This is a genomic window from Agrobacterium sp. A3-95 (assembly GCF_053521785.1).
In genome coordinates this window covers 317,159-343,607 of the sequence record NZ_JBNWDR010000002.1, presented here as the reverse complement: position 1 = coordinate 343,607, position 26,449 = coordinate 317,159, and the positions used below count along the sequence as shown (strand labels likewise).

22 protein-coding genes and 1 tRNA gene are annotated in these 26,449 nt (G+C 58.1%); 13 read left to right on the top strand and 10 right to left on the bottom strand.

What is annotated here, in order from left to right; all coding sequences use genetic code 11:
• Positions 1-166 precede the first annotated feature (166 nt).
• A complete protein-coding gene (locus ACQZ5Y_RS07140) occupies positions 167-1,225 on the bottom strand; it encodes a D-alanyl-D-alanine carboxypeptidase family protein (RefSeq protein ID WP_051365542.1) in 1,059 nt (352 codons plus the stop codon).
• 224 nt (positions 1,226-1,449) lie between these two features.
• Here ACQZ5Y_RS07140 and ACQZ5Y_RS07135 point away from each other — a divergent pair, with 224 nt between their 5' ends.
• Positions 1,450-2,613 carry a M20 aminoacylase family protein gene (locus ACQZ5Y_RS07135; protein WP_174060061.1) on the top strand — a complete coding sequence of 388 codons (1,164 nt, stop codon included), beginning with the start codon at positions 1,450-1,452 and terminating at the stop codon, positions 2,611-2,613.
• Positions 2,614-4,318: 1,705 nt separating this feature from the next.
• Here ACQZ5Y_RS07135 and ACQZ5Y_RS07130 read toward each other — a convergent pair.
• The gene (locus ACQZ5Y_RS07130; protein WP_419462489.1) at positions 4,319-4,780 is read right to left on the bottom strand and encodes a hypothetical protein; all 462 of its coding nucleotides are present in this window, start codon (positions 4,778-4,780) and stop codon (positions 4,319-4,321) included.
• A gap of 541 nt (positions 4,781-5,321) precedes the next feature.
• On the opposite strand from ACQZ5Y_RS07130, the gene ACQZ5Y_RS07125 reads away from it, so the two are divergent.
• The gene (locus tag ACQZ5Y_RS07125) at positions 5,322-5,630 is read left to right on the top strand and encodes a hypothetical protein (protein WP_065659681.1); all 309 of its coding nucleotides are present in this window, start codon (positions 5,322-5,324) and stop codon (positions 5,628-5,630) included.
• 529 nt (positions 5,631-6,159) lie between these two features.
• Positions 6,160-6,579 carry a putative HlyD family type I secretion protein gene (locus ACQZ5Y_RS07120; protein WP_174027277.1) on the top strand — a complete coding sequence of 140 codons (420 nt, stop codon included), beginning with the start codon at positions 6,160-6,162 and terminating at the stop codon, positions 6,577-6,579.
• Positions 6,580-6,729: 150 nt separating this feature from the next.
• Here the strand turns inward: ACQZ5Y_RS07120 and pbpC are convergent, their stop codons facing one another.
• The 6 genes from pbpC to ACQZ5Y_RS07090 form a co-directional block, all read right to left on the bottom strand.
• Positions 6,730-8,808: a penicillin-binding protein 1C gene (pbpC, locus tag ACQZ5Y_RS07115; RefSeq protein ID WP_174060062.1), complete on the bottom strand. Its 2,079-nt coding sequence runs from the start codon at positions 8,806-8,808 to the stop codon at positions 6,730-6,732.
• Positions 8,805-14,249 carry an alpha-2-macroglobulin family protein gene (locus tag ACQZ5Y_RS07110; RefSeq protein WP_174060063.1) on the bottom strand — a complete coding sequence of 1,815 codons (5,445 nt, stop codon included), beginning with the start codon at positions 14,247-14,249 and terminating at the stop codon, positions 8,805-8,807. Before ACQZ5Y_RS07110 ends, pbpC begins: the two co-directional genes overlap by 4 nt.
• Positions 14,250-14,371: 122 nt before the next feature.
• Complete coding sequence (locus tag ACQZ5Y_RS07105) at positions 14,372-14,560, bottom strand: Trm112 family protein (protein WP_003511371.1); 189 nt, start codon at positions 14,558-14,560, stop codon at positions 14,372-14,374.
• Between the two features lie 10 nt (positions 14,561-14,570).
• Positions 14,571-15,242 carry an LON peptidase substrate-binding domain-containing protein gene (locus ACQZ5Y_RS07100; RefSeq protein WP_013761808.1) on the bottom strand — a complete coding sequence of 224 codons (672 nt, stop codon included), beginning with the start codon at positions 15,240-15,242 and terminating at the stop codon, positions 14,571-14,573.
• A gap of 68 nt (positions 15,243-15,310) precedes the next feature.
• Positions 15,311-16,279: a thioredoxin gene (trxA, locus tag ACQZ5Y_RS07095; protein WP_013761809.1), complete on the bottom strand. Its 969-nt coding sequence runs from the start codon at positions 16,277-16,279 to the stop codon at positions 15,311-15,313.
• Positions 16,280-16,333: 54 nt separating this feature from the next.
• The gene (locus tag ACQZ5Y_RS07090) at positions 16,334-16,843 is read right to left on the bottom strand and encodes a prolyl-tRNA synthetase associated domain-containing protein (protein ID WP_013761810.1); all 510 of its coding nucleotides are present in this window, start codon (positions 16,841-16,843) and stop codon (positions 16,334-16,336) included.
• 256 nt (positions 16,844-17,099) lie between these two features.
• Here ACQZ5Y_RS07090 and ACQZ5Y_RS07085 point away from each other — a divergent pair.
• Positions 17,100-17,174, top strand: a tRNA-Gly gene (locus ACQZ5Y_RS07085).
• A gap of 1,180 nt (positions 17,175-18,354) precedes the next feature.
• Here ACQZ5Y_RS07085 and ACQZ5Y_RS07080 read toward each other — a convergent pair.
• Both ACQZ5Y_RS07080 and ACQZ5Y_RS07075 read right to left on the bottom strand, forming a co-directional pair.
• Positions 18,355-18,567 carry a hypothetical protein gene (locus tag ACQZ5Y_RS07080; RefSeq protein WP_112357454.1) on the bottom strand — a complete coding sequence of 71 codons (213 nt, stop codon included), beginning with the start codon at positions 18,565-18,567 and terminating at the stop codon, positions 18,355-18,357.
• Positions 18,568-18,708: 141 nt separating this feature from the next.
• Positions 18,709-19,392, bottom strand: coding sequence for an XRE family transcriptional regulator (locus ACQZ5Y_RS07075; RefSeq protein WP_112357453.1), 684 nt, complete (start codon positions 19,390-19,392; stop codon positions 18,709-18,711).
• 129 nt (positions 19,393-19,521) lie between these two features.
• Here ACQZ5Y_RS07075 and ACQZ5Y_RS07070 point away from each other — a divergent pair, with 129 nt between their 5' ends.
• The 9 genes from ACQZ5Y_RS07070 (at position 19,522) to ACQZ5Y_RS07030 (ending at position 26,423) form a co-directional block, all read left to right on the top strand.
• Complete coding sequence (locus ACQZ5Y_RS07070; RefSeq protein ID WP_174060064.1) at positions 19,522-19,851, top strand: helix-turn-helix domain-containing protein; 330 nt, start codon at positions 19,522-19,524, stop codon at positions 19,849-19,851.
• Between the two features lie 286 nt (positions 19,852-20,137).
• Positions 20,138-20,830, top strand: coding sequence for a hypothetical protein (locus tag ACQZ5Y_RS07065; RefSeq protein ID WP_174060065.1), 693 nt, complete (start codon positions 20,138-20,140; stop codon positions 20,828-20,830).
• A gap of 131 nt (positions 20,831-20,961) precedes the next feature.
• A complete protein-coding gene (locus ACQZ5Y_RS07060; protein WP_112191594.1) occupies positions 20,962-21,333 on the top strand; it encodes a hypothetical protein in 372 nt (123 codons plus the stop codon).
• Entirely contained in the window at positions 21,326-22,168 is an 843-nt protein-coding gene (locus ACQZ5Y_RS07055; RefSeq protein ID WP_174060066.1) for a ParB/RepB/Spo0J family partition protein, read from the top strand. Before ACQZ5Y_RS07060 ends, ACQZ5Y_RS07055 begins: the two co-directional genes overlap by 8 nt.
• A complete protein-coding gene (locus ACQZ5Y_RS07050; protein WP_035222383.1) occupies positions 22,165-22,629 on the top strand; it encodes a hypothetical protein in 465 nt (154 codons plus the stop codon). The genes ACQZ5Y_RS07055 and ACQZ5Y_RS07050 overlap by 4 nt, the downstream gene beginning before the upstream one ends.
• Positions 22,626-24,644, top strand: coding sequence for a transposase domain-containing protein (locus tag ACQZ5Y_RS07045; RefSeq protein ID WP_174060067.1), 2,019 nt, complete (start codon positions 22,626-22,628; stop codon positions 24,642-24,644). Before ACQZ5Y_RS07050 ends, ACQZ5Y_RS07045 begins: the two co-directional genes overlap by 4 nt.
• A 78-nt stretch (positions 24,645-24,722) precedes the next feature.
• A complete protein-coding gene (locus tag ACQZ5Y_RS07040) occupies positions 24,723-25,754 on the top strand; it encodes an AAA family ATPase (protein WP_112191598.1) in 1,032 nt (343 codons plus the stop codon).
• Positions 25,751-26,077, top strand: coding sequence for a hypothetical protein (locus ACQZ5Y_RS07035; RefSeq protein WP_112513680.1), 327 nt, complete (start codon positions 25,751-25,753; stop codon positions 26,075-26,077). The genes ACQZ5Y_RS07040 and ACQZ5Y_RS07035 overlap by 4 nt, the downstream gene beginning before the upstream one ends.
• Positions 26,061-26,423: a hypothetical protein gene (locus ACQZ5Y_RS07030; protein WP_174060068.1), complete on the top strand. Its 363-nt coding sequence runs from the start codon at positions 26,061-26,063 to the stop codon at positions 26,421-26,423. Before ACQZ5Y_RS07035 ends, ACQZ5Y_RS07030 begins: the two co-directional genes overlap by 17 nt.
• The last annotated feature ends 26 nt before the right edge of the window (positions 26,424-26,449 follow it).

Genomic DNA, 26,449 nt, shown 5'->3' with positions numbered 1-26,449 from the left:
CGAGATTAGATCCGGAACCGCGCAATAATCACAAAAAATCGCCCGGAGCCTGAAGGCCACGAGCGACACTGTAATATCATAACAAACCGAAGCTGCGAATACACATTCCGCGCAGCGTTCAGGCTTCGCGCGCGCCCTCATCCATAAAGAGTGCGGTTAGGCGAAATCAGAATGTCGGACGCGGGATGGGAATCGGCACGTTGGCCACTTGTCCCTTGGCGCTTGCACCCTTGGCGGTGTTGACCGCCACCGTCTCACTGCCGGGAATGAGACCCGCGAAAGAATATTCCGGCGGACGGGTCATTTCCGTAACGTAGGGCGAATGGATGACCATGCGGCCGGTCTCGTCGCGGCTTTCGCTGCGCACCTTGGCTGCCTTCGGATTGCAGATTTCGGCACTGATGTCGTTTACCTCGGCGGTATCGCCATAGGGTGCCAGCGAGGCGAGTGAAACGCCTTGGCCCGAGGGCGCCGTCAGTCCCATCTGCAGCAGATCAGCGGACTGGTCGGTTCGCCCGGCAAGGCTATCTGCCCCCAGCACCACAGTTATGACCGAACGGCCGTTGCGCACGGCGGAGGACACCTGGTTGAAACCGGATGCGCAGATGAAGCCGGTCTTCATGCCATCTGCGCCATCAAAGCGGCCAACAAGCATATTGAAGTTGGCGTAGTCCTTCTTGCCGGTGGTGACACCTTCCAGCGAGAAATAATGGGCATATTCCGGGAATTCCCGCTTGATGATCAACGCCAGAAGCGCAAGGTCACGCGCCGTCGTATATTGGCCCTTGCCGGGCAGGCCGTTGGCGTTGATGTAACGGGTGGAGCTCATGCCCAGCCGCTGTGCCTGCGCATTCATCTGCGCCACGAAATTATCGCTGGTGCCGCCGATGGTTTCGGCAATCGCCACGGCGATATCATTGGCGGATTTGATGAGCAGCAGCTTCAGCGCGCTGTCCATCGTCAGTTTCTGGCCGGGCTTGAAATACATTTTCGAGGCCGGCTGGTCGGCGGCCTTCTTGCTCATCACCACTTCCGTCTGCGGGCTGAGCTTGCCGGCCTTCATCTGCGAAAAGGCGATATAGGCGGTCATCAGCTTGGTCAGCGAGGCCGGATACCACTTGCGGAACGCTTCCTGGTGGGAAATCACCTTGCCGGTTTTGACATCCACCACCATTTTCGGATTGGCATTCGCCACGGGTGCAGCGGCAACAAGGCCGGCGGTCATGATGGCAATGGCTGCGGAGAGCCGCCGGGCGGCATTTGGCGATTTAAGATTCTGTGGCAAGGCTTATCCTCGAATTCCCGTCTTCAGTCAGGGAATGGCAATATTCACCATATATGTCCTAGCAATGGCAAAGTACATTGATTACGTCAATTATGCGGCGCACTATCCACCGCGGAGGATAGGCTTTTACGCCATGCCGCACCGATGAACCCAGGAATGAACGAATGCCGATTTTGAACAGAGCCGCCGAACTTCAGCAGGAAGTCAGCGAATGGCGGCGTCACCTGCATGAAAATCCCGAGATTTTGTATGATGTCGACAACACCGCAGCTTTCGTTGCGGACAAGCTGAAATCTTTCGGCGTAGACGAAATCGTGACCGGTCTTGGCCGCACGGGCGTGGTCGGCATCATCAGAGGCAATATTCCGGGCAATCGCACCATCGGCTTTAGGGCGGATATGGATGCTCTTCCCATCCTTGAGGAAACCGGCAAACCCTGGGCTTCCAAAACCGCAGGCGCCATGCATGCCTGCGGCCACGACGGCCACACCGCCATGCTGCTCGGCGCCGCCAAATATCTCGCGGAAACCCGCAATTTCGCCGGGTCCATCGCGGTTATCTTCCAGCCCGCCGAAGAAGGCGGTGCGGGTGCGCTCGCCATGGTCGAGGACGGCCTGATGGAGCGGTTCGGCATCGATGAGGTCTACGGCATGCACAATATGCCGGGTATTCCGTTCGGCTCGTTCGCCATCCGCAAGGGCGGTATCATGGCGGCACCGGACAAGTTCTCGATCACTGTCAAAGGTCGTGGCGGCCATGCGGCCCAGCCGCACCGCACGATCGACCCGATCACCATCGGTGCACAGATCGTCGGCAATCTGCAGATGATCGCCTCGCGCAATGCAGATCCGATCCGATCCGTGGTCGTGTCCGTCACCCGCTTTCATGCCGGCTCGAGCCACAACATCATTCCCAACGACGCGTTGATTGCCGGCACGGTGCGTAGTCTGGACGAGACGGTGCGTGATCTCGCGCAGGATCGCATAAAGCAGATGGCGGAAGGCATAGCGCTAGCAAATGGAGCGGAAGCCGAGGTCGTCTATGAGCGTTATTGCCCGGTGACCTTCAACCATGCGGACGAGACCGACCACGCCATCCGCGTCGCCCGCGATGTGGCTGGTGAAAAGAACGTCGACCCCGATGTCGACCCTTCCATGGCGGGCGAGGATTTTTCCTTCATGTTGAAGGAAAGGCCGGGTGCCTTCATCTTCATCGGCAACGGCGATTCGGCCGGCCTTCACAACCCTGGATACGATTTCAACGACGACGCCATCGCCTACGGCATTTCCTATTGGGTGAAACTTGCCGAGCAACGCCTGACGAACTGACTGCCGGGACGCAAAGAAAGCAGAGGAACGGATCGACCGCGATAAAGAACGCGGTTGATCCGCCGGCTACGGCAGGTTAAAGAGCAATTCAGTGTCCACGTAGCTCAGCAGGATAGAGCACAGGATTCCTAAGACAAATTGGGGGTTGCGCCCGGAAACGACGCAATCGATCTGCTCAAAGTCGGGGAAAGCTTCGCTGGTCTTCCAGCATGCCAATCCCGAGCCAAGCTCCGGAGAAATCCGGTGAAGGTGTAGAGACTGGATGGGCAGCACCTAAAAGCCGAAAGGCTCATGGTGAAGGGACAGTCCAGACCACGAACGTCCTATCCAATGGAGATGGGCGGCGGCTAAAGCCGAAGTGGTATGAATCCTGGGGTCGGAGGTTCGAATCCTCTCGTGGACACCAAAATCTTGCAGATTTTAGATCATAACGCATTGAAAATAAAAACAAATAAGGGTCCGGGCCGACAGTTGTGCGCCCTCACCTAACGTCCTGCGAGGGCCGTTGATTTCATTACGCAACCCGACCCGGATCCCTCACCTTTTTATACATACCAATCGGCGGCAAGAGGAAAACAGATTGCATTTAAAATGATCAATCTGGCAACGAAGGAACCACTTTGCACTGCAAATAGAGCCCAGATCCTTTCCGCTGCATACCTGCTCAAGTTAGATATCTCGTTCGTGGAGGCTTTAAGGAGCTTTATTAGCGTCTCGAGCCACCTCGAGGCGAAAAGTTGTACGTGGAATTATCATCTTATTGAGGGCAAAAACATCAAAAAGTAGCGAGTAGATATCTAAAGGTAATGACAACGAGGCGTTCACATGCGTCCAGCGCGGCGGCCTCCCCCATCAGAAGGGGATTTTATCACACGCAGCGCGCCACCAAGTTAAAGTCTGCTCCACCAGCTGGAGGCTGGCGACTGTGGCAGCTGGAGACAGACCAATGAGCGGACCAGCACAGTAAGGCCGGTGACGGCGTTCATGAAAATCAGGTGCGAGCATTCGGGTTGCCGTAAATGGGGTGGCTTTAGTTACAACCGGAGCAAAGCTGAGAAGTCATCCTGGCACTGCTGGGAGCATTACCCTCACAAGGAGCCGCCCAGATGATAACTCGCATCACTCGACAGAAGCGCGAGGCCGAGGCATTGGCCGTTATGGCGAATCCCCGTTACCAAATATTGCCACCATCGCTACCGAGGCAACTCATCCTACAATCGTCTTGCTCACTGGAAATGTCCTCGACCGTCGCAAGCCACAATTGAGCATTCACCCCTGGTTAAGATCGCAAGCGTCATTGTCCATGGAACTGCGACGCTTTGTCGACGTTAAATCACTCATCGGGAGTCGAAATCATGAGACTATTAAGCGTAGCAATTGGTATGTTGTCCGTCGGTATCCTCTCTGGATGCGTGGATGACAGCGGATATCGATCGGGCGGTTACTACGCGTCGAGCGTTCAGTATCGTTCCAATGAGCGTGAACGATACTACCGCGACTATGACCGGCGCAATTACAATCGTCGCGACTATGTGCGTCGTGACCGTGACCGCCATGATTATGTTCGACCAGAGAGGGAACCGCAAAGAGATCCTTCCGGAAACAGCAGGGAATGGATCGATCAAGGCGGTGGGAGAGGGTACGAGCGAGCCGTCGTCAACGGGCAGGTCATTTACAGGACGGGGAAAGACGTCCAGTAGGGCAACTAAAAGCACGCCGCCAGGTGCTGCAGATCGAAGGGCGAACCGTCGACTTGGCGCTGTCTGGGGGCACTACCCTCACTAGCAAATAAAACCCGCCCACCTATCGGCAGGCGGGTTAACTCAAGAGCCCCGCGTCGCGCGCGGCTTTGATTGTTTTCAACGATGCGATCCACGCGCAACGTCATCTTGTCGACGGTATCCTTCACGGCGCCGATAGCGCCCATAATCTGCTCAGTCTGTTCGCGAAGGCCGGACTTTCGGACGCAGGTTTCCGCCACATGCAGGCGGTGAGCCGCGAGCTCTTCCCTCGCAAGGGGCGCCATTGCCGGAGCCGCAGTTGCGGCGCCAGACGCCTCCATCTTTGCGGCGCTGATCTTCGCGTCGACGTACTGCCAGAGGCCGAAGAGGCAACCGAACAGCAGCACGAAGAACCCGCTGACAGCCATTATCTCGGGGCCGGTCATGGCTTCACCCCACACAGCTTCATCATCCTCTCATTCTCGGTGAGGATTTGCCGCTTCGTTTCTTGCGCTGTCCTATTGTCCCAGGCATTCTTCAGTTCTGATATAAATAAACTTGGGGCGTGGGATGGATTGGGCTCGGGGCTTTACTTATCATTGGTGTGCTATTTCTCATACTTGGCGCTATCGACGCGGGGAAATCTTCGGAAGCAGCAAAGAAAACCCCTTTGAACCCATGTTTTAGGTGTACTCCGGGCAACGTTCGCCTACACCGAAAAACACAAGACGACTGGTGTCCAATCTTACGAATGTAATTCAGCGGCAACGCCGACGATTTTTGCCCAGCAGGCAATCATGCAGTGGAACGAAATAAGTCAAGCGCTTAGAATCTCCGGCGTACTCACCGAAGGCGATATACAAAGCTGAGAAGCATTTTCACTTCGGCTTAACAAGCGGCTCACGTTTTCGCGATGGGATTAAATACATCTCGCGCTTGTCGAAAAGGGTTCCTATCTAAGGTGCCAACGCACAGGAAGGAAATTTAATGATAGACGAATATGGCCCGTACGTACAGATGACTACGCTCGGAGAGCAGATGGCCACTCGTTATCAAATGGACGCCAACCTCGAGCTGAAACCTTACCTCTCGCACTACATGGACGAAGTTGAGGTGAACATTGCTGCTGACAGCTTCGATCACGTAGGGTTTATGAACAGGATTCGCGGCCGATTGAAGATGACGTTGGGTGCGACTGCCGATCCTCGACGCCGAGAATTCCTGCAAGCTGTTGTGCTCTCACTTCAGGAGCGTATCGATAGTGATTCACGCGACGTTTCTGTGGACGGCATTTAAGCTCGTAAACGGAAAGGCGCCGACTGAAATTATATTAACTAGACATCCTGTAGGCTTCGCAATTGCCGAGACGGAAGGAGAAAAGGCCCACTCTATAAAAGTCGGCCAACACTCCGCGTTAGTCCATGCGTGGTGCCGGCAACATATAACCTAGCGCGACTTATTTTACGTATTCCCAATAGGCCCCCCTAACGTCACAGATCAGAGGCTCATTTTTTGTTATAAGTAATAGCTAATTCCCAATGAGCAGGCCCACCCCAAATCTGTTCCTCATCTCCGATGTCGCCCGCCATGAAGGGCACCGATGTATTTGGCAGCAGATGAGAACAGAAGCAGATCCAGTGTTTCAGCGGAACCTAGCAAAAAAAGCTCAGCCGATGGGGCGTGCGGTTCTATCAATGCCCCAAAACGGTGAGAAAGCAAAGATGCGGCAGCCCGCGGCTCTGGTCGCAGTGGCTGTTATCGGAACCGCAATCGCCGTCTAGACTTGATCACCTGAATTGGACGCTTCATCATAGAACTATCGATAATGTTTGCATCAGGACTTCCGAGGTATAACGCCACCCACAACTTGGCCTTCGCCGTTGGCTTACGATGTAACTCAAAGGTTCGCGAAGGTCAGGAAGTGCGGGTCAAGTTGGAGGCTTTCCCTTTTACAGACTACGGCCTGGTGCCTGGCGTTGTCGAAAGCATCAGTCGGGACGCAATTGATCTGTCGGAATACCGTAAACCTGAACTTAGCGATACAGCGCGTCCGGCCCAACCAGGGCTTGTCTACGCCGCACGGATTCACTTGCTTTCGACAACGATTAAAGTGCAAAACAAGGAACACAAGTTAGGGCTTGGATTGTCTGTGCAAGCAGAAATCAAGACTGGTCAACGAAAAATCATCCAATATTTGCTTTCACCCATTGCTCAATCGCTTGATGAAGCCGGTCGTGAACGATAATCGCAATGAAATGATGCCGTTAAGGTGAACCATTTGAGGTCGTATGGAGCGCGCTTCCGCGCCGATCAGACGGACGATAATATCAGCTTCACCACCCCTACTGACTGGGAAGGTAACGTCGATAACGGCCTCAGCGAAGACCTCAAAAATTCACTCGATGAAAACGCGCACGCTCGAAGCGCGGCCATCGGCGTCGATCACGGTCAGCGTTGAAAACCCCTGCCCTTCCGGTCGCCATTCGCTGTTGCGGCGGAGCGAAGCATCCGGGAGCGGCCTGCCGTTGGCGAGCCAGCGGAAGGGCGCGCGGCCGCCTTGCAGCTTCAGCACTAGCGGCGAAATGCCTGAATGGCTGGAGAGCTCCACCCTAGCCCCTTCCGGTGGATAGACGATGCGCGGCGCGCTTTCGCGCCTTGAGGCCGAAAGCAGGCCGCTTGCGGTCAATGTGAAACGCCGCTGGTTGGCGGGAAGGTCGCTCACGGCCACCCGCGCGACGCCAGAAGGTGCAGCAGGCATTGGCGTGATAGCTATGCCGGATTTCTCGAAAGCCTCGAAGAGGATCGGGGCTGCCGTCGCATAACCGGCAATGCCCGGGACGGCGCCGTTATCGGCACGACCGACCCACACGCCGATGACATGCCGCCCGTCATAACCTACCGACCAGGCATCACGGTAACCGTAGCTAGTGCCGGTCTTATAGGCGATGCCGCGCTGCTTCATGCCGAGTGGCGGCAGCACACCGGACAGAATGTCGGAGACGTTCCAGATCGCAGCGTCGGCAAACAGCCGATCTCCGGCAAGCCGTTGCGGCGCGGAGCGCACACCGTCCCCCAGCCGCACAGGGTCGCCGCCGCCGGCAAGGCCCGCATAAAGCTGCACCAGATCAACCAGCGAAATACCAGCACCTCCTAGCGCAATGGCAAGCCCCGGCGCCTCGGTGGTGGGAAGCACGAGCTTCACGCCCACGCGGCGGAAACGCACCATCAGCGCAGACGGACTGACAGCATCCAGAAGCTTTACGGCGGGCACATTGAGCGACAGTTGCAGTGCCTGCCTGATGCTGACATCACCCTGATAATGCATATCGAAATTACGCGGGCGGTAACCGGAAAAATCCGCCGGGCGATCCTCGATGATGGTTTCCTGCCCGATGAGACCATTTTCAAAGGCAAGGCCATAGATGAACGGCTTGAGGGTGGAGCCCGGCGAGCGCACGGCGCGGCTCATCTCCACGAAACCGCGCCTTGCAGTATCGAGATAATCCGCGGAACCAACTTCAGCCAGAATATCACCGGTCTGCGCGTCGGCCATGACGATGGCGACGGAGACCTTTTCTGTCAGTTTTTCCGCTGCATGGCGGGCAACGGCTTCCAGTTCCCGCTGGATCGGCAATCTGAGCGTCGAGTGCGCCTCGGTGGCATTGGCAAACTTCACGCGTGCGGCAGCCGCCATATGCGGTGCATAGGCCGGCAGATCACGCCGGTTGGCGGGAACGGCTGCAAGGGTCGCCCGCTCTGCTTCCCCTTCACCCACCACGCGTTCTACGGCAAGGCGCTGCAAAACCCTCTCCCGCGCCTGCCTTGCCGCATCCGGAAAGCGGTCCGGTCGGCGTTTCTCCGGCAATTGCGGCAGCGCCACCAGAAGAGCCGCCTCTGCCGTGTCGAGCCGGGCGGGCTCCTTGCCAAACCAGGCGAGGCTTGCGGCACGAACACCCTCAAGATTGCCGCCATAAGGCGCGATATTCAGATAAAGATCGAGGATTTCCGCCTTGTCGAGCCGTCTTTCGATCTGGAGCGCTCGCAATCCCTGCAGAAATTTCGCCGAAAACGACCGGTCGGTGCGCGGTTCGATCAGCCGCGCCACCTGCATGGAAAGCGTCGAGGCGCCGGAGACGATCCGGCCGTTGCTTGCCAATTGCCAGGCGGAGCGCAGCAGCGCCCAAGGGTCAATGCCGTGATGGTCGTAAAAACGCTGGTCCTCATAAGCGATCAGCATGCGCAGGAACTGCGGATCGACTTCTGCAGCGCTGGTTTTCAGCCGCCAGCGGCCATCAGGTGTCGCAAATGCGCGCAGCAACCGCCCGTCTCTATCCAGCACCTCGAAGGACCGCTGCTGCGCAGCCTCCAGCGGTGGCGGATAGGCGTTGTCCAGCGCATCGAGACCGAAGGCCGCACCGCCTACAAGCAGAGCGGCCGACACGATGCCGACGATGATCGCCTTTTTTCGCCTCATGGGGTTGCCGAACGCACCTCCATGCGGCCCGTTGCCGTGCGGGCGGAAAATTGCGGCCGGTACATATCCTCGACCGAGGCCGCCGGATGATCATAAGTGCCCGGGGTGACGGCCCGGACCACATAGGCCAGCGTGATTTCCGAACTGTCGCCAGCCGTGCGGTCGAAGGCCGCAACGAACCGGTCGTAGCGGAATTCGGTATGCGCAGCTTCGGTTTCCGGCAACCAGTCGAAATTCGAAAGGGCGGCAGAATTGACGAGGCTCGGATTGTCGATCTCGAAACCGGAAGGCAGAAGGTCAGTCACGAGAATGCGTGCTTGCCAGTCATTTTTAGGAGTGACATTCAGCACCGCCACGTAACGCTCGTTCTGCACCACCTCGCTCGCGTTCACCTCCTCGCCATCCATGGAATAATAGGTACGGGTAATGGTGAACCCCTCGCCACCGGCGGCAAGCGGTTGTGCCGGGGGCGCGACCGTGGTGACCACCGCCGTGACCGGATCAGCCGACGCGTTGGCGATCTTCAAGGGTGCCGCCAGCAATTCGTCGCCGGTCATCCGTTTGCCGAACCCGCCGGTCTGCAAATCGCCGTTCACATCAAGACGGATATCCTTGTCCTCACCTTTGACGGCGCGGGCGGCAAGCAGCATCCATGCCTGTTCCTGGGTGCTGGTATAGGGTTTCTTTTCCCATTCCTTCGCCACGGCACCTGCAAGTTGCGGCACGACGGCAGGAACCGGACGGCTTTCCGCCGCAAGCGCCAGCGTCGCTGCGCCATCACGCAGGGCGGAACCGTAATCCGCCCTTGCGAAGCTAACCTTGGTGGCACGGCTCGCCATATCGAGCGAGGCACCGAACACAGTCTTCGCGCGTGCCTGATCTCCATAAAGCGAAAGGGCCGCGGCAACCTGCGCCTTGGCAAGCGGTGTGGGGAAATCGGCAAGCGCCGTATCCGCATAATATCTGAGATCGTTGATCGCCGCCTTGCGGTTGCGCGCCAGAACGTAAAGCGAATAGGCGATCTCGTTGCCGCGATCCTTGACGTTGCTATCGTAGGAAAGACCGTTTTGCAGGTTGCTCAAAGCCTGCACCATCGCCTGTTCGGGAACATCGTAACCCTGCTCGCGCGCACGGGTCAGGAAGTCGCTGATATAGGCATCCAGCCACAGATCTCCGTAACCGGGAGACCAGAGGCCGAAACTGCCGGAACTCGACTGGAAGGACAGCACCCGGTAGATCGCCTCCTGCACGCGGCGGCGGGTATCCGGGTCCTCGGCAATGCCGCTATCCTTGGTCATTTCCGAGAGATAAAGCAGCGGCAAAGCGCGGCTCGTCGTCTGCTCGGCGCAGCCGTAAGGATATTTGTCGAGCATCATCACCAGCGCCGGAATATCGAAGGCTGGCGAGCGTGTGACGTTGACGGCGACGGACGAACCGAGAAGCATGCTATCGGCCAGAAGGTCGCCATTTATCGTCAGGCTGCTATTGGGCGCGATCTTGATTTCACGCCGCGTCGTGACCGGCAGAACGGCTGGACGCACGGGAACATTCAATACCTGCTCCAGCGAAAGACCGGCGGCATTGGAGACCTTGATGGTGATTGCGCCATTGCCCGGCTGTTCGCCTGTCAACGGCACGGTCAGCGACGACTTCCCGCCCTTTTGCAGTGCCAGGGTCTGCGACATCTCACCCTGATCGACTGTAAGCGCCGTGTTGCTGGTCACATCCAGCCGGTAGTCGCCGGCCTCGCCATCGGTATTGGCGATATCGAGCCGCAATTGCGAGACATCTCCGGGCGCGAGGAATTTCGGTGCACTGGCAGTCACCACCACGGGGTCTCGAATGACGGCGTCGGAGACCGCATGTCCCACGCCCGTCTTCGTCCAGGCGACAGCCATGATGCGGGCCGTGCCGTTGAACTGAGGAATATCGAAGCTCACCGTCGCCTTGCCGTCTGCGTCAAGTTCGACAGGTCCCGAGAAGAAGGCCACGAGCTTTTCGGTGGGCGGGCTGCCCTGCAGTGCTGCGCCCCCGCCATCACCGCCCGTTCTCAGGCGACCGGTGGCGCCAAGCGAGCCGTCGATCAGGCGGCCATAGAGGTCGCGGATTTCCAGCCCCAGCCGTCGCTGACCGAAATACCATTCATCCGGCTTCGGCGGTTCATAGCGGGTGAGGTTCAATATGCCGACATCCACAGCCGCGACGATGACATAGGCCTTTTCGCCCACGCCCGCGCCGGCGACACTGATCGGAATTTCGAGCGGCTGACGCGGCAGCGTCTTCTGCGGCGCGCCTAGCGTTACCGCAAGCTTGCGCTCGGCGGGATCGACGGCAAGCCACTTGATGCCTATGGCGCGCATCGGCATGCGGCTTTCCTGCGCATCGCCCGGACGGAACAGCGTGGCCGTCACATACGCCCCCGCGCCCCATTCCTCGGTAACAGGAATGTCGATCTCGCCGCCATCCTCACCGATCTCAGCATTCTGCACGGAAATCAGCTTTTCCGAACCTGACGTGACCATCAGCTGACCGGCAAAACGCGACGATACCTTGAGTTTTGCGGTATCGCCGATCTTGTAGTTTTGTTTGTCCAGCGCGATTTCCAGCGCATCCGGCGTTTCTGTCGAGCTTGCCTCGACGTAGAAACCAGCATCAAATTCGACGCTCGAAACCGGTGCGCCATTGCCGGCACCTTCCACTTCCAGCCTGTAGCGGCCCCAGGTGACAGGCACGGAAATCTCACCGCCATTGGCATCGACGGAAACCGTGCCGGTTTCGGTCTGTTTGGTATATTCCACCGGTTCGTACCGCCAGGAGTTACCCTGACGATACCATTGATAATTTCGCTCTACCTTGATGAGCTTCCAGTTAAGGCCACTCATCGCCTGTTTCGCGCCATCAGCTGTCACGCCGATAATGTGGAAACGGCCAACGGAATTCTGGGCGAGATCACCCGAAAACTGCGGTTTGATGCCGATGACAGGTGCTTGCGCCTTCACCGGCAGCGTCAGAGATCGTTCGACGGCGCGGCCACCGGCCTCGCGCATCCGAACAGTGATGTTGGCGGAAAGCAGCTGCGTGGTGGAAGGCAAATCCGTCAGATCGACATTGAAGCTTGCCTTGCCTTCTTCGTCCAGCGCCGGCAGATCGGCAAGCGCGGTGCGATTTTCCTCTTCGCTTTCCTCATCGGCCAGACCGAAGAAATAACCCTCGAAGTCGGTACTCGTGCGGGTCGGCTTGACGGCGACCTCGCCTTCCAGCGTCAGGCCGGCTGCGGGCGCGCCGTAGAGATAACGGCCATCGACGTCGATTGCCGTTTCCGCACCCGGCTCGATCTGTTTCACCTTGCTGGAAAGATCAAATTCGGTGCGATCAGGCACGAAATCATCGACCAGAAAGCTCTTTTCGCTGATCGCAGCCGTTTTCGGATCGGTATGAATGCGCAGCGTCCAGGTGCCGCGCATGGCATTCGCCTGCAAGGGCAGATCGACCGCATGGCCGCCGAGCGCCTTGCCGTCACTCACGAAACGCCGGTCCTCGACGCCATCAGGACGCGAGAAGATAAAGGTCAGCGGCAGATCCTCGATCGCCTTGCCGTCAACATCACGGGCCAGCGCTGCCGCGTGCACGGTCTCGCCGGCGCGGTAGATGCCGCGCTCTGTCCAGCTGAACACGTCGATGGCGCCGGGGGCCGCGCGGCCAGTCACGCCACGGTCGGAAAGATCGAAACCGGCGCGCGTCATGTCCAGAAAGACGTAGTCCTTGTCGCCGTTGCGCGCTGTGAGGATGGCGGGCGCCTGCGCCGCTGTGCCACGCATCAGGCCTGCCGAAAATACTGCCCTGCCGTCTGCATCCGTCTTTGCCGTGCCGAGCACTTCGTTGTTCTTGGCGAGCAATTGCAAATCCACCCCGCCAAGCGGTGCGGCGCTGCCGAGTGAGCGCACGAATACGTTCAGGCCATCGGTGCCGGCATAGGTGGTGATGCCCGTATCGGAAACGAGGAACCACTGTGTGGCGCGCGAATCCCATGTCTCCGGTGCGGTGCCGGGCGGTACGGCGGTCAGCACATAGATGCCGGGCTTCCGCTCTGGCAAGGCTTCGTCCACCGGGAAGCTCGTCACTACGTCCTTGTTGAGATCCGGCTGAATGTCTATCGAACCCTGCCAGACCAGCTCGCCGATCTCGTTTTCAATACGGTCGGCGTTGTAACCGTCCATCTGCGTCAAAAACTGCGAGTTTGCCAAGACCGACGTGATGTTACGGTCGCCAACACGGTAAAGCTTCAGATCGGCCTTTTCGGCATTGACCGAAACGATGGGAACGCCGCGCCGCGCCGTGCCCGGCAGCACGAAGTTCTCGCCGGTGAAGCGGACACTCGCTGCACGGTCACGCACGTAGATATCGAGATCGACCTGCTTTTCCAGCGGTTCTTCCACCGAGGACGGCAGGCCGGCGCGGAACGCAATCTTGTAACGCTGACCATGGGTCAGCCCCTCGACGCAAATCTCACTGCCCTTCGACTCGATCGCCTTGGGTGCAGCACCATCCAATGTGACGAAAGAGGAATAATCGACACCGTTCTTCACCAGCGGTTCGGAAAACTGCACGCATGCGCGCGGGCTGACACTATCCGTATCAATCGTATTGTTGATGACGCGGAATCCCTGGCGCGTGCGCAGATCGGCATAGGCCGCCTTCGTCTGCGCATTATCGGAAAGTGTGAGGCTCTCCTTATAGGCATTAAGCGCCGCGCGATAATTCTGGGTCTTTTCGAAAGCCTGGGCCAGCCGGTTCAACGCCTCGGTGCGGGCACTGACCGTGCGGCTCAACTGATAGGCATTGATGGCAGCGGAAGCGGCCTGGCCCGCAATCGCGTAATTGTCGGTAACCTGCGCCGCCCTTTGCGAAAATTCGGCCCAGAGAGCACCGTCATCGGGCGAAATCGCAAGAGCCGCCTTGTAGGTTTCGATCGCGTCGGCTGCCGCCTGCTGCCTTGCCGTTTGCAGCAGGTTCTCCAGTCCCTGGCTCTCCTGCTCCGCGCTTGCCGCAAGGCCCGATTTCAGCCGGCGCGCTTCCTGCTGCAGGCTATCAGTCACGAAAGAAAGACGCTGCGGTGCACCGATATCGGCTTCAGCGACAACCTGCACGATCTTGCCGGCGACGGCACCGGGGAAGGCATTGAGCTGATTGAAATCCGATTTAAGGAAACACCATTGCACCTTGGGATTGTAGGTGAACGCCTTGCAGGCGGTATCGCCGACGCAAATCTCGCCGCACTGCTCAAGCGAGACATTCTGCTCGGTTCTGAGATCGAACCCGAAATAATCGCCATTTTTGGTGGTAACCACCTTGCGGGAAGGTTCCGCCGCCACAGCTGGAATAAAAGTAATGGCGGTTGAGACCGCAATCAACGAGATCCGGACGAGCGCGCGCAACGACATCAGTTTTCTCCCCGCAACAGACATGTCGGGCGGGACTCTGGTCAAATCCACGCACGGTTGTCAACGCATCATCGTCAATTTGCGACGTGACACTGTGGAGAGAGCGGCAGGCAGGGCTAACGCTAGTCTTCTAATTTGCGCGCTTCGGAAATCAGCATGATCGGCACCCCGTCGCGGATCGGGTAGGCGAGCCCTGCGCTTTCGGACACAAGCTCGTTGCGGGCGCGATCGTAGGAAAGACGTCCCTTCGTCAAGGGGCAGACCAGCAGCTCGAGCAGCTTGGGATCGGCATTGCTCATCCTGTCGTCCATGGCGGCGATCCTACTGCAGCACAGTACCGGCCTCGCCCGAGCCCTGGGCAAGAACGATCTCTGTGATGGCGATCAATGTTTCGGCCCGCGTCCTCAGGTCAGGCGCTTCCAGCAGCGCCTGCTTTTCGGCGGGACCAAAGGGAGACATCATGGAAAGCGAATTGACGAGGACACGATTGCCTGCGCGCTCCACGCTTTCCCAATCGGCTTCCAGCTGGTTCGCATCCAGAAACGCACGGAATACCCGCAGCAGATTTTCGCGGTCCACAGCGTCCTCATCATACTCGCCGGAAAGATCGGCGATGAAGGGCGCGTGCCGGAAACTGCGATAGGGTTTGCCCACATCCACCTCTTCCAGCAGGCGGAAGCGGCAGATGCCAGTGAGCGAAATGACATAACGCCCATCCCCGGTTTCCGAAAAGGAAGTGATGCGACCAAGACATCCGACAGCGCTCAAAGCACCACCATCATGCCCCCCCTCAATGACGTGAAGGGCCGGCTGCACCATGCCAATGACCCGGTGGCCGGCCAGTGCCATATCGATCATGGCGAGGTATCTAGGCTCGAAGACATTGAGCGGCAGGTGGCCTTCCGGCAAAAGCAACGCGCCCGACAATGGAAATACCGGCACAGTTTCCGGCAAATCGTTGTTCTTCACATATCTCGCATTTCCGACATGCATGGGATCAAGCCCCCTGTTCACCGCTGCCCGGCCGGCGGATCAACCGCCATGGCCGGGATATGCCCGCATTACGAAAACAAGATCGACGAAAGCTTCCGGCGCCCGGCCACACTTGCCGGATCCTTGAAGCCCCAGGCCTCGAAAAACTCCAGAAGCTGGCGGCGCGCGCCGTCATCATCAAAGGTTCTGTCCTTGCGCATGACATAGAGCAGATGATCCGCTGCCTCATCCCGCCGCCCTTGAGCATTGAGGACCTTGGCAAGCTTCACACGCGCCTCGTAATTATCGGGATCGAGCGCGAGATCACGTTCCAGCGCCACCGGGTCGCCAATCTTGCGGGCTTCTTCATATTGCGCGATCTTTTTCGAAACGAGCTGAATGCCAGCATCTGCGGCCACTTCCGCCGGCAGGGACGAGAGGAGTTCGCTTGCCCGTTCATATTGTCCAACGGCAATCATGCATTCGGCAATACCAGCGATTGCGGCGGCGTTTTCGGGATCGGCCTGCATAACCGCGCCGAACAATTGTGCCGCGCCATTATGATCGCCATCCGCCAGAAGCTGCTTTGCCTCTGCCAGAACCGCTTCGATCTCAGCCTTCGGATCACCCGCATCAGGTCCGGCGATCTTGTCGATGAACTGCTTGATCTGGCTTTCCGGTACCGCGCCCATGAAGCCATCCACCGGCCTGCCATCCAGGAAAGCAACGATGGCGGGAATGGACTGGATGCCGAGTTGTCCTGGAATAGACGGGTGATCGTCGATATTCAGTTTCACAAGCTTCACGCGGCCATTCGCCTCGTTTACTGCCTTTTCGAGAACCGGCGTCAGCTGCTTGCATGGGCCGCACCACGGTGCCCAGAAATCCACCAGAACCGGCTGGTGGCGCGATTCCTCGAGAACATCCTTGGAGAAGGCCGCCGTTGTGGTGTCCTTGATGTGACCGGAAGACGCGCCGTTCAGCTCCCCGCTATATTGCGCGTTGCCGGACATCTGCCCGCCATAGGAACTGCCGTAAGGATTGTTCGTGCCGCTCATGCCGGTCTCCCGTAATCTCTGTCGTATTGTCTTGGTTGAAGCAAAGATCGTATCTCACTCGCTGACTTTCAAGACAAGCGGCGTGTGGCCGGTCGCCTCCAGGAAGCGAATGAGGTCTTTGTTTCCTATCGTCGTCGTCTGGTCGTTGGAAAGCGGGTGACCGTTGATAAGCTCGTTTTCCAGAAGATCGCTGTCGAGTACGAAGGTGACCTGCCCACCCGTGTCGTTGATGGCGCCGAAAACCGTGACAGATCCCGGCACGACACCCAGATATTCAAGCATTTTTTCCGGCCTGCCGAAGGATACGCGGCTTGCCGCGCCAATCGTCTTGTGAACGCTTTTCAGATCGACGACCGCGTTCTCCTCAACGGTCAGAACGAAATATTGATCCTTCTTGTCCTTCACAAAAAGGTTCTTCGTGTGGCCGCCCGGGATTAGATCACGCAACGACTGGGATTCAGCAACGGTGTAGACCGGCTCATGCTGTTTTGTCTTATGCTCGATGCCGAGCCCGTCCAGAAACGCGAACAAGTCCGCTGCCGTCTTCGGAGAATTTTCCGCCATATCCTGCCGCCTGCCTTTGCCGATTCCGATATCCTCTCCGTCATGATTAAGGGGGCAACCGCGGCTTGGCAACGCGTGAAAAAGCGACGGCGCGAAAATTCCCAATCATTTCCGCCGCTTGTCGCATTTCTCAAAGAAATTTTCGCGTTTTTGTCATTTCCCTGTTGCATTCCAAAATCGATTGAGCGATATAGCGCCCGTCGCCGCATTGCGGTGGCCCACGGTTCAGCGTACTACCCCGGACCGATGGATTTGAGCGGGTGTAGCTCAGGGGTAGAGCACAACCTTGCCAAGGTTGGGGTCGAGGGTTCAAATCCCTTCGCCCGCTCCAAATTTCCCAGAACACAGTTATTTGCGTTATTTCGATTGCTTATGAAGACGCCGCTCCCGGTCTGTCGGCTTGGCGTGCATGATTTTTATCGGGCGACGTGTAATCAGGCGGAACTTATGGCGAGGATATCCGTTCTTGACGCGAGGCTCCTAACCTCAGTTCCCCTCTGAATTGCCCGCCGCGAGCGGGCATTTTTTTGTCACCCCGTGAAAATACCATTTGGCACAGGGAACAGCTCCCGGGCGCATCGCGTTTTCCTGCGTTGGTCAACACGAGGGGATAGCTCATGTCCATAAATCTCAGACGAACTTGTGTGGTTGCCGTATTTGCCGTCCTGTCCATCCCGGCCGCTTCTTTCGCTGCCGACATGATCACTTACGGAAGGGAAACGGCCCCGAAATACAAAGTGCACCATCACCCACGTGCCGTTGCAAATGTGTATGCTGCCGGCGCACCCTTACGCTGCAACGAGAATATCGTGTCTTACCGCTCCCCTTACGAGCGGCATACGGAAGTGGTTACTCTCTGCCATCCGCCGCTAAACTGGCAAACAGAGTCTTCTACCGCAACAATATGGTCGCCTTGATCTTGTCATAATTCATTTGATGTGCTTTTGTTCGCTCGCCCTTGTGGGAGGGGGTAAAGGTTGAGACCCGCTGGCTGTTTCGATACGGCAAGCGGGTTTCCCTTTTTTTGGCGTCCGGCCAGCCACAGGCAGTGCGAGGAATGCCGCAAATTCTCAACGCACGTCCAGTGTACTTTGTCACCACTTACTGGAATCTCTGGGAACATCCGGGAATATGTGGGAATTGGCGAGAAAGCCTTATAAATCAGGGGCTTTCAAGCGTGCAGGCGAGCAGCAATCAAAATCGAGTTTGACAGACTGGCGGCGCGATCTGCGATCCGTCATGGCAGAACCGGCGAAAATCCGAACTGCCCTCAACAACTCTTCAAAAACCACCCTATCTGTCTTTTAAGACCCCTTAAACCCCAGAAAACCGGCCTTTAAGAAATCGGCAGCCTGACGCGGGTATCTCTCAAACAGGCACGAATGACCGGCCAGAAGCCAAATTGAACATGCAACTGCCTTGCAGGTTCGAGAAAATCCGATTTTTTGCAATGAAATCAAAGACAATTAGGAAAAGCCGCGTTGCGTGAAGATGCAACGCGGCTTTTTGCGTTACCTGACCAGGCCAAACCGTGACGGGCGCTCTGTTAGGCTCGTTCTCCAATCGCCGTCGAAGCTGAACGAAGGTGCACTGATCGACTCTGAAAACCAGAAGTCCGTAAACGCTGCGATATCCGGTTCACAAAACCAGTGCGCTTCGCCATTGGCATCGACGGCCCACCAGCGGGCATTTTTCGGCGCAAGCTTCCAATCAACATTCACCATCTCAGGTCTCCGCTCCGCGAATGGAACAACAACGAACTTATCAGCTGGCGCCATACCCTCTACCTCACATTTGGCGTTACTACGTTCCTATTTTGTTCTCATTGCAAAATGAGTCAATGCCACCTCTCATTGAATTTGCATTTATGCTCGACGAAGGAGAGAGAGCACTTGGCCGATTACGGATAGATCATCAGCGACGTCCTCTCCGATGACTTCCTTCGGGTAACCGTTCTGCTCGTTATCGGAGCGCAATTCGAGCGAACCATCCATGCGCCAGTTTGCGCGCTTCACCTTGATGCCGGGGCCAACCCGGAACACGAAAACCTGATCATCGACGATGTTGGTCTTGCTTTGATCGACGATCATGAACGCGCCGTCAGGAATGGTCGGCAGCATGCTTTCGCCTTTAGCTTCCAGCATAATGCAACTTTCGGGTTTTGCCCCGATACTCCTAAGAAACGCGCGACTGAAGGCAACGGACGTGTGGAAGCCGTCCTCTTTCGCTATCAAACCCGAACCGGCTGCGGCCTGAACATCGAATAGAGGGATTTGAACAAGATCGGCTCCAGCGACCGGCATGGCAGACTCGCTGAACATAGGTCCTTCTCCCGTCAGCAGCCACGCAACATCAACGCCGTAAACCTGCTTATACGCAAGCAAAACGGAGGCGTCCGGTTCATTGTCTCCGCGCTCGTAGTTACCGAGCGTCTTCTCGGAAATGTCGAGCGTTTTCGCGAAGAGGTCCCTTGGTGGATCACCAAGAGATTTACGAATTTCCCGCAGTCGCAGAGCTAGCGGGGTCTTGAATGTTTCAGGTCGCGCCAAATCCGTCGCAATAATGCAAAATACAGGTTTACAATACCCGGTATTTGCATTAATCCTTTCTGTGTTCGCAGAATTAATAACCCCAAAAAAGGAGGCCGGTCAGGGCCTCCCTTCTGGAAGGAATCCTTTATGCACCGTGTCTCTGACAACGGCAAGGTTACCCTTGCCGAACGCAGGCGGCTGGAAGAAATTGCCCGGATTAAGGGCATGCTCATCATTGCCAAAATTACGCTTGCCGAGATCGACAAGAAATATTGCCTGCCGACCGGCACGGCCGGTAACGCCGTTTACGAGCCTCATGTGGCTGGCGAACGCGCTATTGCAGCGGCCCTTGATACCCGGCCGCACCTTCTCTGGTTCTCCCGCTACTTGGCCGATGGTCGCAGGCTTAGCCCGCAGCCATCGGAAAACTACCGGAACGGCCGTCGCGCCGTCGAAGCGGATCAGGCCGCAGCATGAAGCGTGAAGCGGTTCCGAATTGCTGCTCTAGCCTACCGCACGAGTGCAAGGCGTTCATTCGCCCCGGCTGTCAGTCCCAATCTCTCGACCGCTCCACACACCGACCATCGCCGATCAGCAGTCACCCCACAATGACGAAACCGCATGCCAATTTCGACACCCCGATTTTCATTCCGGCCCGCTCTCGCGTGTGCCGGTGGGCCGAAACCCTGCTGATTTTTAGTCCTGCGTTCGCAGGCGTTTCGGCCGTCCTTTTCACCGTCCTCAAACACTATGGAGCAGCTCTATGAGCGCAGCAGTCCGCAACTACGTCGCCGTGCCTTTCTTTGACCGTGTCCCGCCACGCATTATGGACTTGGTCATCACCACTTTCGACAACATCGTCGAGCGCGGACAGTCAGTTCGTGAAGCATATTATTTCTTCGGCAACGCCGTGAAAAAGCGCAATCTCGAAGGGCCAACGTTCGACGACTTCGCCCACTGGCACGAACGCGTCAAAAACGGCCTGATCGATCGGCCGCACCCTTCTGATGTGCTTCTTTTCAGTGCCGCTTCGGTATCGCCCTATCAGCACACTCCGAAGGGAAAAGAGGAACGCGGGATTAAGCAGCCGCACTCCATCGCCTGCGTCGTCGGTCTGGAAGCTGCGGACACCGAACGTTTGCGTCATGCCCGCACCATCGTACTGGCGGCCCACGCGCTTAACGAGGCCAAGCTTGCAGCAGGCTATTCCCCTGCATCCATCACACTCGACGACACGATCTTGCAGCAGGCTTTGACCGACCTTTTGACGGCCGAGGCGGGTGCCACTGTCATGGACGCCGATGTTCACATGACCACCGGAAACAAGCTGGTCGATCTCCTCCTTGGCGAGGGTGCCGACGACATCGACGACAAGCTTGTGGGTTGCCTCACGATGGACATGCAGCCGGAGCTTTGCCGCATCCTCGCCCGCGCTGGTGGCCTCAAGTCTCGCTGATTTCCCGAACCGTCGCTCTACTACCCCCTGGGAGCGACGCCAGATGCCGGGGCGGCCCAAATCCCGGTCCCCACCGCCCCGGCATCGATCTGCCGCAATGCCGTCGCCGCGCGACGAACCCGAGGTTTTCGATGGTCAATCCTTATTCCGATGAAGAGCGCCTGCAGGCGATGGTGGCGTCCAGCTACCGCGCCACCCGCTCTCACTTCAATCACCTTCCCCTTCGTCACATCATCAACCCGCCAGCCGAAATGTTCGACGCCAAGCTTGCCCGCCAGCTGGCGATCTATGTGCTTCATGTCGATTTCAACGTGCCACGCCGACGCCTGGTCGTGTTGCTCGGCGTCGCCCGATGGACCGTGATGCAGGCTGTCCGCATCGTCGAGGCGAGACGCTTCGAACCGGTATTTGACAAGGCTTACGAGCGGATTGCCGCGCGGGCAAAAGACAACTTCATGACCATGCTGCACGAAGCAGCCGGACAGGACGCAGCATATGGCTGAGTTCATTCGCGTTGCCGTAACCAGTATCCATATCGGCGAGCGCCTGCGCCCGATCGACATGGATTACGTCGAGGCGATTGCCGCTTCGATGTCAGAACACGGGCAGATCAGCCCGATCATGATCCGCAAGACGCCTGCGAGGAAGGGCACGCCCTTTACTCTCATTGCGGGCGGCTATCGCACCACCGCAGCGACCTTGCTTGGATGGACGGAGATCGACGCCATTGTCGTTAAGGCCGATGCCGTTGAAGCGCAGCTGCTTGAAATCTCCGAGAACCTCTATCGAAACGAGTTGAACCCGCTCGATCGCGCCATCTTCGTCATGAAGTACCGCGAGCTGTGGGAAGAAAAGCACGGAAAAATTACTCGTGGAGGCGACCAGTCAAAGGCGCACGATGCGCCTTTGCTGTTCGCAAAGGGGCGCGCTCTATCCGAGAAAGTGCAAGAACGCCTCGGGATTAGCCACGACACCTACAAGCGGGCTGTCAGTATTGGGACTAAGCTTGATCCGGTTTTGAGGCACGCGGTGCGCGGTACTACGGCTGAGAACGATCAGTCGCAGCTTTTGACCTTGGCCAAGCTTCCTCGTGAAGACCAGATCGCTGTAGCCGCCGCGTTGAAGCATACCCCGGATGTGAAAAAGGTACTGGCTTTCACCAAGCCCCCGGCTTTGGTGGCCACGCCACCCGCCCCTTCTCAATCCATCATCCTCACGAAACTGATCGCCGCCTGGGACGAGGCGAGCGACGAAACCCGCGAAAGCTTCCTTGAGCACATCGGCATGTCGAACACGCCGGATGCCCTCATGGCTGCGATCCGCGAGGAGGCAGCATGAGCACGAAACGCGATCCCAACCAGATGGACTTTTTCAAAGAGACAGTTTTCCCGGTGCGCTCTGCATCGGAACGTCTCGATATCGACCGCTTCCGTTCGACCCTTAAACGCGAAATGGCGCGTGCCATCCGCGAATGCCAGTATGACCGCGACACCATCGCGGCACGCATGGCCTATTACCTCGGCCTCGACAAGGTCTCGAAGTCCGCTCTCGACAGCTACACCGCTGAAAGCAAGACGGCCCACGACATCAGCATGCCGCGCTTCAAGGCCTTTGTCCGCGCGACAAACGCCTTCTGGCTCTGGGATGTCGTCGTTTCCGATGACGGCCTGTTGCTGCTTGAAGGTGACGAAGCCCGCCTCGCGGAAATGTCACGCATTCGCCAAGAGCAAAAGAAGCTCGCCCAGGAACTGAAAGTTCTTCAGGCGACGCCGGTGCACATTCGTCGGGTGCGCAAATGAAGAAAGAATGGTTCACATCCGCCGAACTGGCCCAGGCAGCTTTGCCGGGCGTTCCGAGCACGCGCCAAGGGCTTGAGTTGTTTATCGCTCGCTCTGGCGTGCGATCCACCGCGAAAGCCCGTACGAAGGCCGGTCAGGGCGGCGGGTTTGAGTACCATTATTCCTTCCTGCCTCCGGTAGCGCAGGCGAAGCTTGCTTTCCTCAATGCGGAGCCGACCGATCCGCGCCCAACGAAGCTCTCAAAGATGCTTTGGGACCGTTTTGAGGCCCTTTCAGATGCCCATAAAGCCATCTGCAAGACCCGCTTCGCCGTCCTGACGGAAGTTGAGGAACTGCGGGCCTCGGGCATCAGCATGAAACATGCCGTCGCCCACGTTACCCGCAAGGCCGATATCGTGCCGGCAACTTACTACGAGTGGCGCAAGATGGTCGAAGGCCATTCCCGCCAGGACTGGCTTGCCGCCCTCGCCCCAGCGTTTACGGGCAGCGCCAACGGTGAAGCCGCCGATGTCACCCCTTGCCACCCGGAAGCATGGAAAATCCTGAAATCCGACTTCCTGCGGCCGGAACGTCCATCCTTTAGCGCCTGCTACCGTCGCATGATGATGGTCGCCCGTGACCAGAACCTGTCACCGATCCCTTCGGAGCGTTCCTTGCGCCGCCGCCTCGACGCGGAAGTGCCGAAGGCCGCCCAGATCATTGCCCGCGAAGGCAAGGACAAGGCGAAACAGCTTTTCCCGGCACAAAAGCGCACCGTGGCGCACCTGCATGCCATGGAGATCGTCAACACCGACGGTCACCAGCTCGATCTGTTTGTTCGGGTTCCGTGGTCTCAAACGCCGGTGCGCATCATACTCATCGGTATTCAGGACATCTATTCCCGCAAGGTGCTTTCGTGGACGCTGGCCGAGGCCGAGACTTGGGAGGCCGTCCGCACCTGCATCGGTTCTATGATCGAGAACCATGACGGCATGCTGCCCTATCACATCTATATGGACAACGGCCGCGCGTTTGCGGGCAAGATGATTTCGGGCGGGGCAAAAACCCGCCACCGTTTCAAGGTCAATGAGGACGACGTTGCCGGCCTCCTGAAAACCCTCGACATCGAGCCGCATTTCGTCAAGCCACGCTCCGGTCAGTCGAAGCCGATCGAACGCGCCTGGCGCGATCTTGCCGAGGAAATCTCCAAGCACCCGTCGATGTCCGGTTGCTACACCGGCAACAAGCCAGAGGCGAAGCCAGAAAACTACGGCAACAGCGCCATTCCGCTCGAAACGCTCCAGCGCCATGTCGCGCATTGCGTTGACGAGCATAATCACCGGCTCAACCGCACCACGGAAACCGCCAACGGTCGCAGTTTCGCGCAGACGTTCGACGCGTCGATCGCGGAACCATCCACCATTGTTCGCTATGCCAGCATGGCACAGCGTTCGCTTTGGATGCTGTCGGCCGTTGCCATCACGGCGCGCAAGCCGGACGGCGCGATCCATATGCATGGCAACCGCTACTGGAATGCTGTGCTTAATGAGTGGATCGGCAAGAAGCTGACGGTTCGGTTCGACCCGGCCGACCTGCATAAGCCTGTCAAGGTCTATGACCCCGAAGGCCGCTTCCTTTGTGATGCCGACTGCCTGGCTAAAACCGGCTTTGCCGATACGGGCGCTGCCCGTCGTCAGGAGAAGGCGCGCAAGACGCACGTCAAGAACCTTCAGGCGGTGGCCAAAAGCAATGCGGCGCTCTCACCGATGCAGCTTGGCGAGATCATGGAGAAAGGCCGGAAGGCCGAGGCCGCGAAGCGTCCGCAGACACCGGTTCGGTCCGTCGTCACGCGCCTCGTCACCGGCAACCTCGCACATGCGCCGGTCGAGACGGTCAGCCCCGATCAATTCGAAGACAGTTTTGCGCGTGGCCTCGCCCGACTGGCGGGCGGGGAAAGCGCAATCATCCAATTCCCCACGGGGAATACCGAGGCAGGCAGCAAGCCTGCCCGCAAGAGAAGAGCCGAAAAGTACTGAGTACGGTTCCAGTCCAACAGGGCGAAAAAAAATGAGCGACCCGAAGGCCGCCCCGCAATTGAACAAAGGAACCTTAGCATGAAAAAGACGACCAACACAAACAGCGTGTGGGACCAGTCTCAACCGACAATCGAGTTTATCGCGAAGCACCCTGCTCCGGACGTAGACGAGTGGCGCAAGCTGACATCGCGCATGGTTGACGCTGCGACAGAATTTGGCTGGACGAAAGCCGAAGTGTCCCGCCGCACCGACGTACCTGACGGCACGTTGTCGCCGTGGTTTGGCGGCAAATATCTCGGCGTCCTGTCGAACATCAACCAGAAGGTTGCCAACTGGCTCGATGCGCTCGACGCGAGCCAGAACATGGCGGCCACGATGCCGGTGTCGCCCCCATTCCAGCGCACGGCGGTGGGGATGGACGTTTACAACGCCCTGCTGTTTGCCCAAGTGACATCGGGTTTCATCCGCGTCACGCTGCCCGCAGGCTCCGGTAAAACCACCGCTGCAAAGCACTTCCTGAACACGCGGCCGCACGTCTTCATGGCGACACTTAGCCCGAGCACCAAAACCGTTCACGGCATGCTCGTTGAACTTTGCGCGGCACTGGAAGTGCATGAGCATAACCCCGCGCGGTTCGTCCGCTCGATCGGCGCCAAGCTGAAACGTGTCGGTGAAGGCTCGCTGTTGATCATCGACGAGGCGCAGAACGCCGTACCGGAAGCCATCAACCAGTTGCGCCACTTCGTCGATAACGACCAGTGCGGTGTTGCCCTGCTCGGCAATGAGGATACCGCCACGGCCTTCATAAAGGACGTCGGGCGTTCAGTCGCAAGCCGCGCGCAGGTGCTTTCCCGGTTTGACCGACAGGTCAGGACGGCGCGCAACCCGGCTGCGGACGCTGCGATCCTCATCAAGGCGTGGGGCGTTGAGGAAGGCACCGATTGCGCCACCTTCCTGAAAGGCATTGCCAGCAAGCCCGGCGCGCTGCGCCAGATCGATCGCACCATGAAAGCCGCCTCCATGCTTGCCATCGGAGATGGCGAGGAAGGTGTGCGTCTGGAGCATCTTCAGGCCGCCTGGAAGAACCGCGACATGGGAGACAGCCTATGACATCGGCGGCTCCCTCCCTGAAAACTCATCTGGAGTATCTCGCCAGCATCTTCGCGGAAGCCAGAAAGATGAAGGCGGACGAAAAGCTGGAGCTGGATGCACGTTCCGCCCAGACCGTCCTGAAAACCCTTCGCGCCCTGTCACAGCAGGCCGGCCATCTTGAGCTGGAGCTTTCCATCCTGCGCGACAGTGAGGCCGGGAAGCTTCTCGCCAAGACGGCCGAGCAACTCGCCACCGGCGAACTGACCGGCCTTCTGAAAAAGGCCGAAGGCAACATCATCCGCCCGAACTTTGGAGGAAAGAAGAATGACGGCGAAGCCTGAATGCGTTTCCGATCTTCTGCGTGAGCTTTACCGAGGCCTCAATGCGGAGCTGGCCGAGAAGGGCCACATTCATCTCGACCGCGCCATGTCGTCGAGGCTGGTGGTGAGCGTTGGCAAGATTGCCGATCATGCTCGCAACCTCGAAAACGCCTGGTCGTGCGCGGAGTGGAACCGCCGCGCCTTCGAGGATCGCCTGAAGCTGATTTCCAGCATGAACGCGATTACGGCCGAGGTTCTTCAGCTGATGCGGCCGGACATCGAGGACGGCGGCAACGTCGTCCAGTTCCGCCCGAGACGCTCCAATGCCCCTGCACCTTCCGCGCCGTCCGGTGGCGACGCGGCCTGATCCCCTTTCACATTAAATTATGAGGT

Bases quoted from the DNA above. Each gene is read 5' to 3' on its own strand.
- ACQZ5Y_RS07090 (WP_013761810.1), bottom strand. From the start codon at position 16,843: ATGGCGGAAAATTCTCCGAAGACGGCAGCGGACTTGTTCGCGTTTCTG.
- ACQZ5Y_RS07135 (WP_174060061.1), top strand. From the start codon at position 1,450: ATGCCGATTTTGAACAGAGCCGCCGAACTTCAGCAGGAAGTCAGCGAA.
- ACQZ5Y_RS07100 (WP_013761808.1), bottom strand. From the start codon at position 15,242: ATGCATGTCGGAAATGCGAGATATGTGAAGAACAACGATTTGCCGGAA.
- ACQZ5Y_RS07080 (WP_112357454.1), bottom strand. From the start codon at position 18,567: ATGGTGAATGTTGATTGGAAGCTTGCGCCGAAAAATGCCCGCTGGTGG.
- ACQZ5Y_RS07035 (WP_112513680.1), top strand. From the start codon at position 25,751: ATGACATCGGCGGCTCCCTCCCTGAAAACTCATCTGGAGTATCTCGCC.
- ACQZ5Y_RS07130 (WP_419462489.1), bottom strand. From the start codon at position 4,780: ATGACCGGCCCCGAGATAATGGCTGTCAGCGGGTTCTTCGTGCTGCTG.
- ACQZ5Y_RS07045 (WP_174060067.1), top strand. From the start codon at position 22,626: ATGAAGAAAGAATGGTTCACATCCGCCGAACTGGCCCAGGCAGCTTTG.
- ACQZ5Y_RS07030 (WP_174060068.1), top strand. From the start codon at position 26,061: ATGACGGCGAAGCCTGAATGCGTTTCCGATCTTCTGCGTGAGCTTTAC.
- ACQZ5Y_RS07110 (WP_174060063.1), bottom strand. From the start codon at position 14,249: ATGTCGTTGCGCGCGCTCGTCCGGATCTCGTTGATTGCGGTCTCAACC.
- ACQZ5Y_RS07055 (WP_174060066.1), top strand. From the start codon at position 21,326: ATGGCTGAGTTCATTCGCGTTGCCGTAACCAGTATCCATATCGGCGAG.
- ACQZ5Y_RS07040 (WP_112191598.1), top strand. From the start codon at position 24,723: ATGAAAAAGACGACCAACACAAACAGCGTGTGGGACCAGTCTCAACCG.
- ACQZ5Y_RS07050 (WP_035222383.1), top strand. From the start codon at position 22,165: ATGAGCACGAAACGCGATCCCAACCAGATGGACTTTTTCAAAGAGACA.
- ACQZ5Y_RS07105 (WP_003511371.1), bottom strand. From the start codon at position 14,560: ATGGACGACAGGATGAGCAATGCCGATCCCAAGCTGCTCGAGCTGCTG.
- ACQZ5Y_RS07120 (WP_174027277.1), top strand. From the start codon at position 6,160: ATGTTTGCATCAGGACTTCCGAGGTATAACGCCACCCACAACTTGGCC.
- ACQZ5Y_RS07125 (WP_065659681.1), top strand. From the start codon at position 5,322: ATGATAGACGAATATGGCCCGTACGTACAGATGACTACGCTCGGAGAG.
- pbpC (WP_174060062.1), bottom strand. From the start codon at position 8,808: ATGAGGCGAAAAAAGGCGATCATCGTCGGCATCGTGTCGGCCGCTCTG.
- ACQZ5Y_RS07070 (WP_174060064.1), top strand. From the start codon at position 19,522: ATGCACCGTGTCTCTGACAACGGCAAGGTTACCCTTGCCGAACGCAGG.
- ACQZ5Y_RS07140 (WP_051365542.1), bottom strand. From the start codon at position 1,225: ATGACCGCCGGCCTTGTTGCCGCTGCACCCGTGGCGAATGCCAATCCG.
- trxA (WP_013761809.1), bottom strand. From the start codon at position 16,279: ATGAGCGGCACGAACAATCCTTACGGCAGTTCCTATGGCGGGCAGATG.
- ACQZ5Y_RS07065 (WP_174060065.1), top strand. From the start codon at position 20,138: ATGAGCGCAGCAGTCCGCAACTACGTCGCCGTGCCTTTCTTTGACCGT.
- ACQZ5Y_RS07060 (WP_112191594.1), top strand. From the start codon at position 20,962: ATGGTCAATCCTTATTCCGATGAAGAGCGCCTGCAGGCGATGGTGGCG.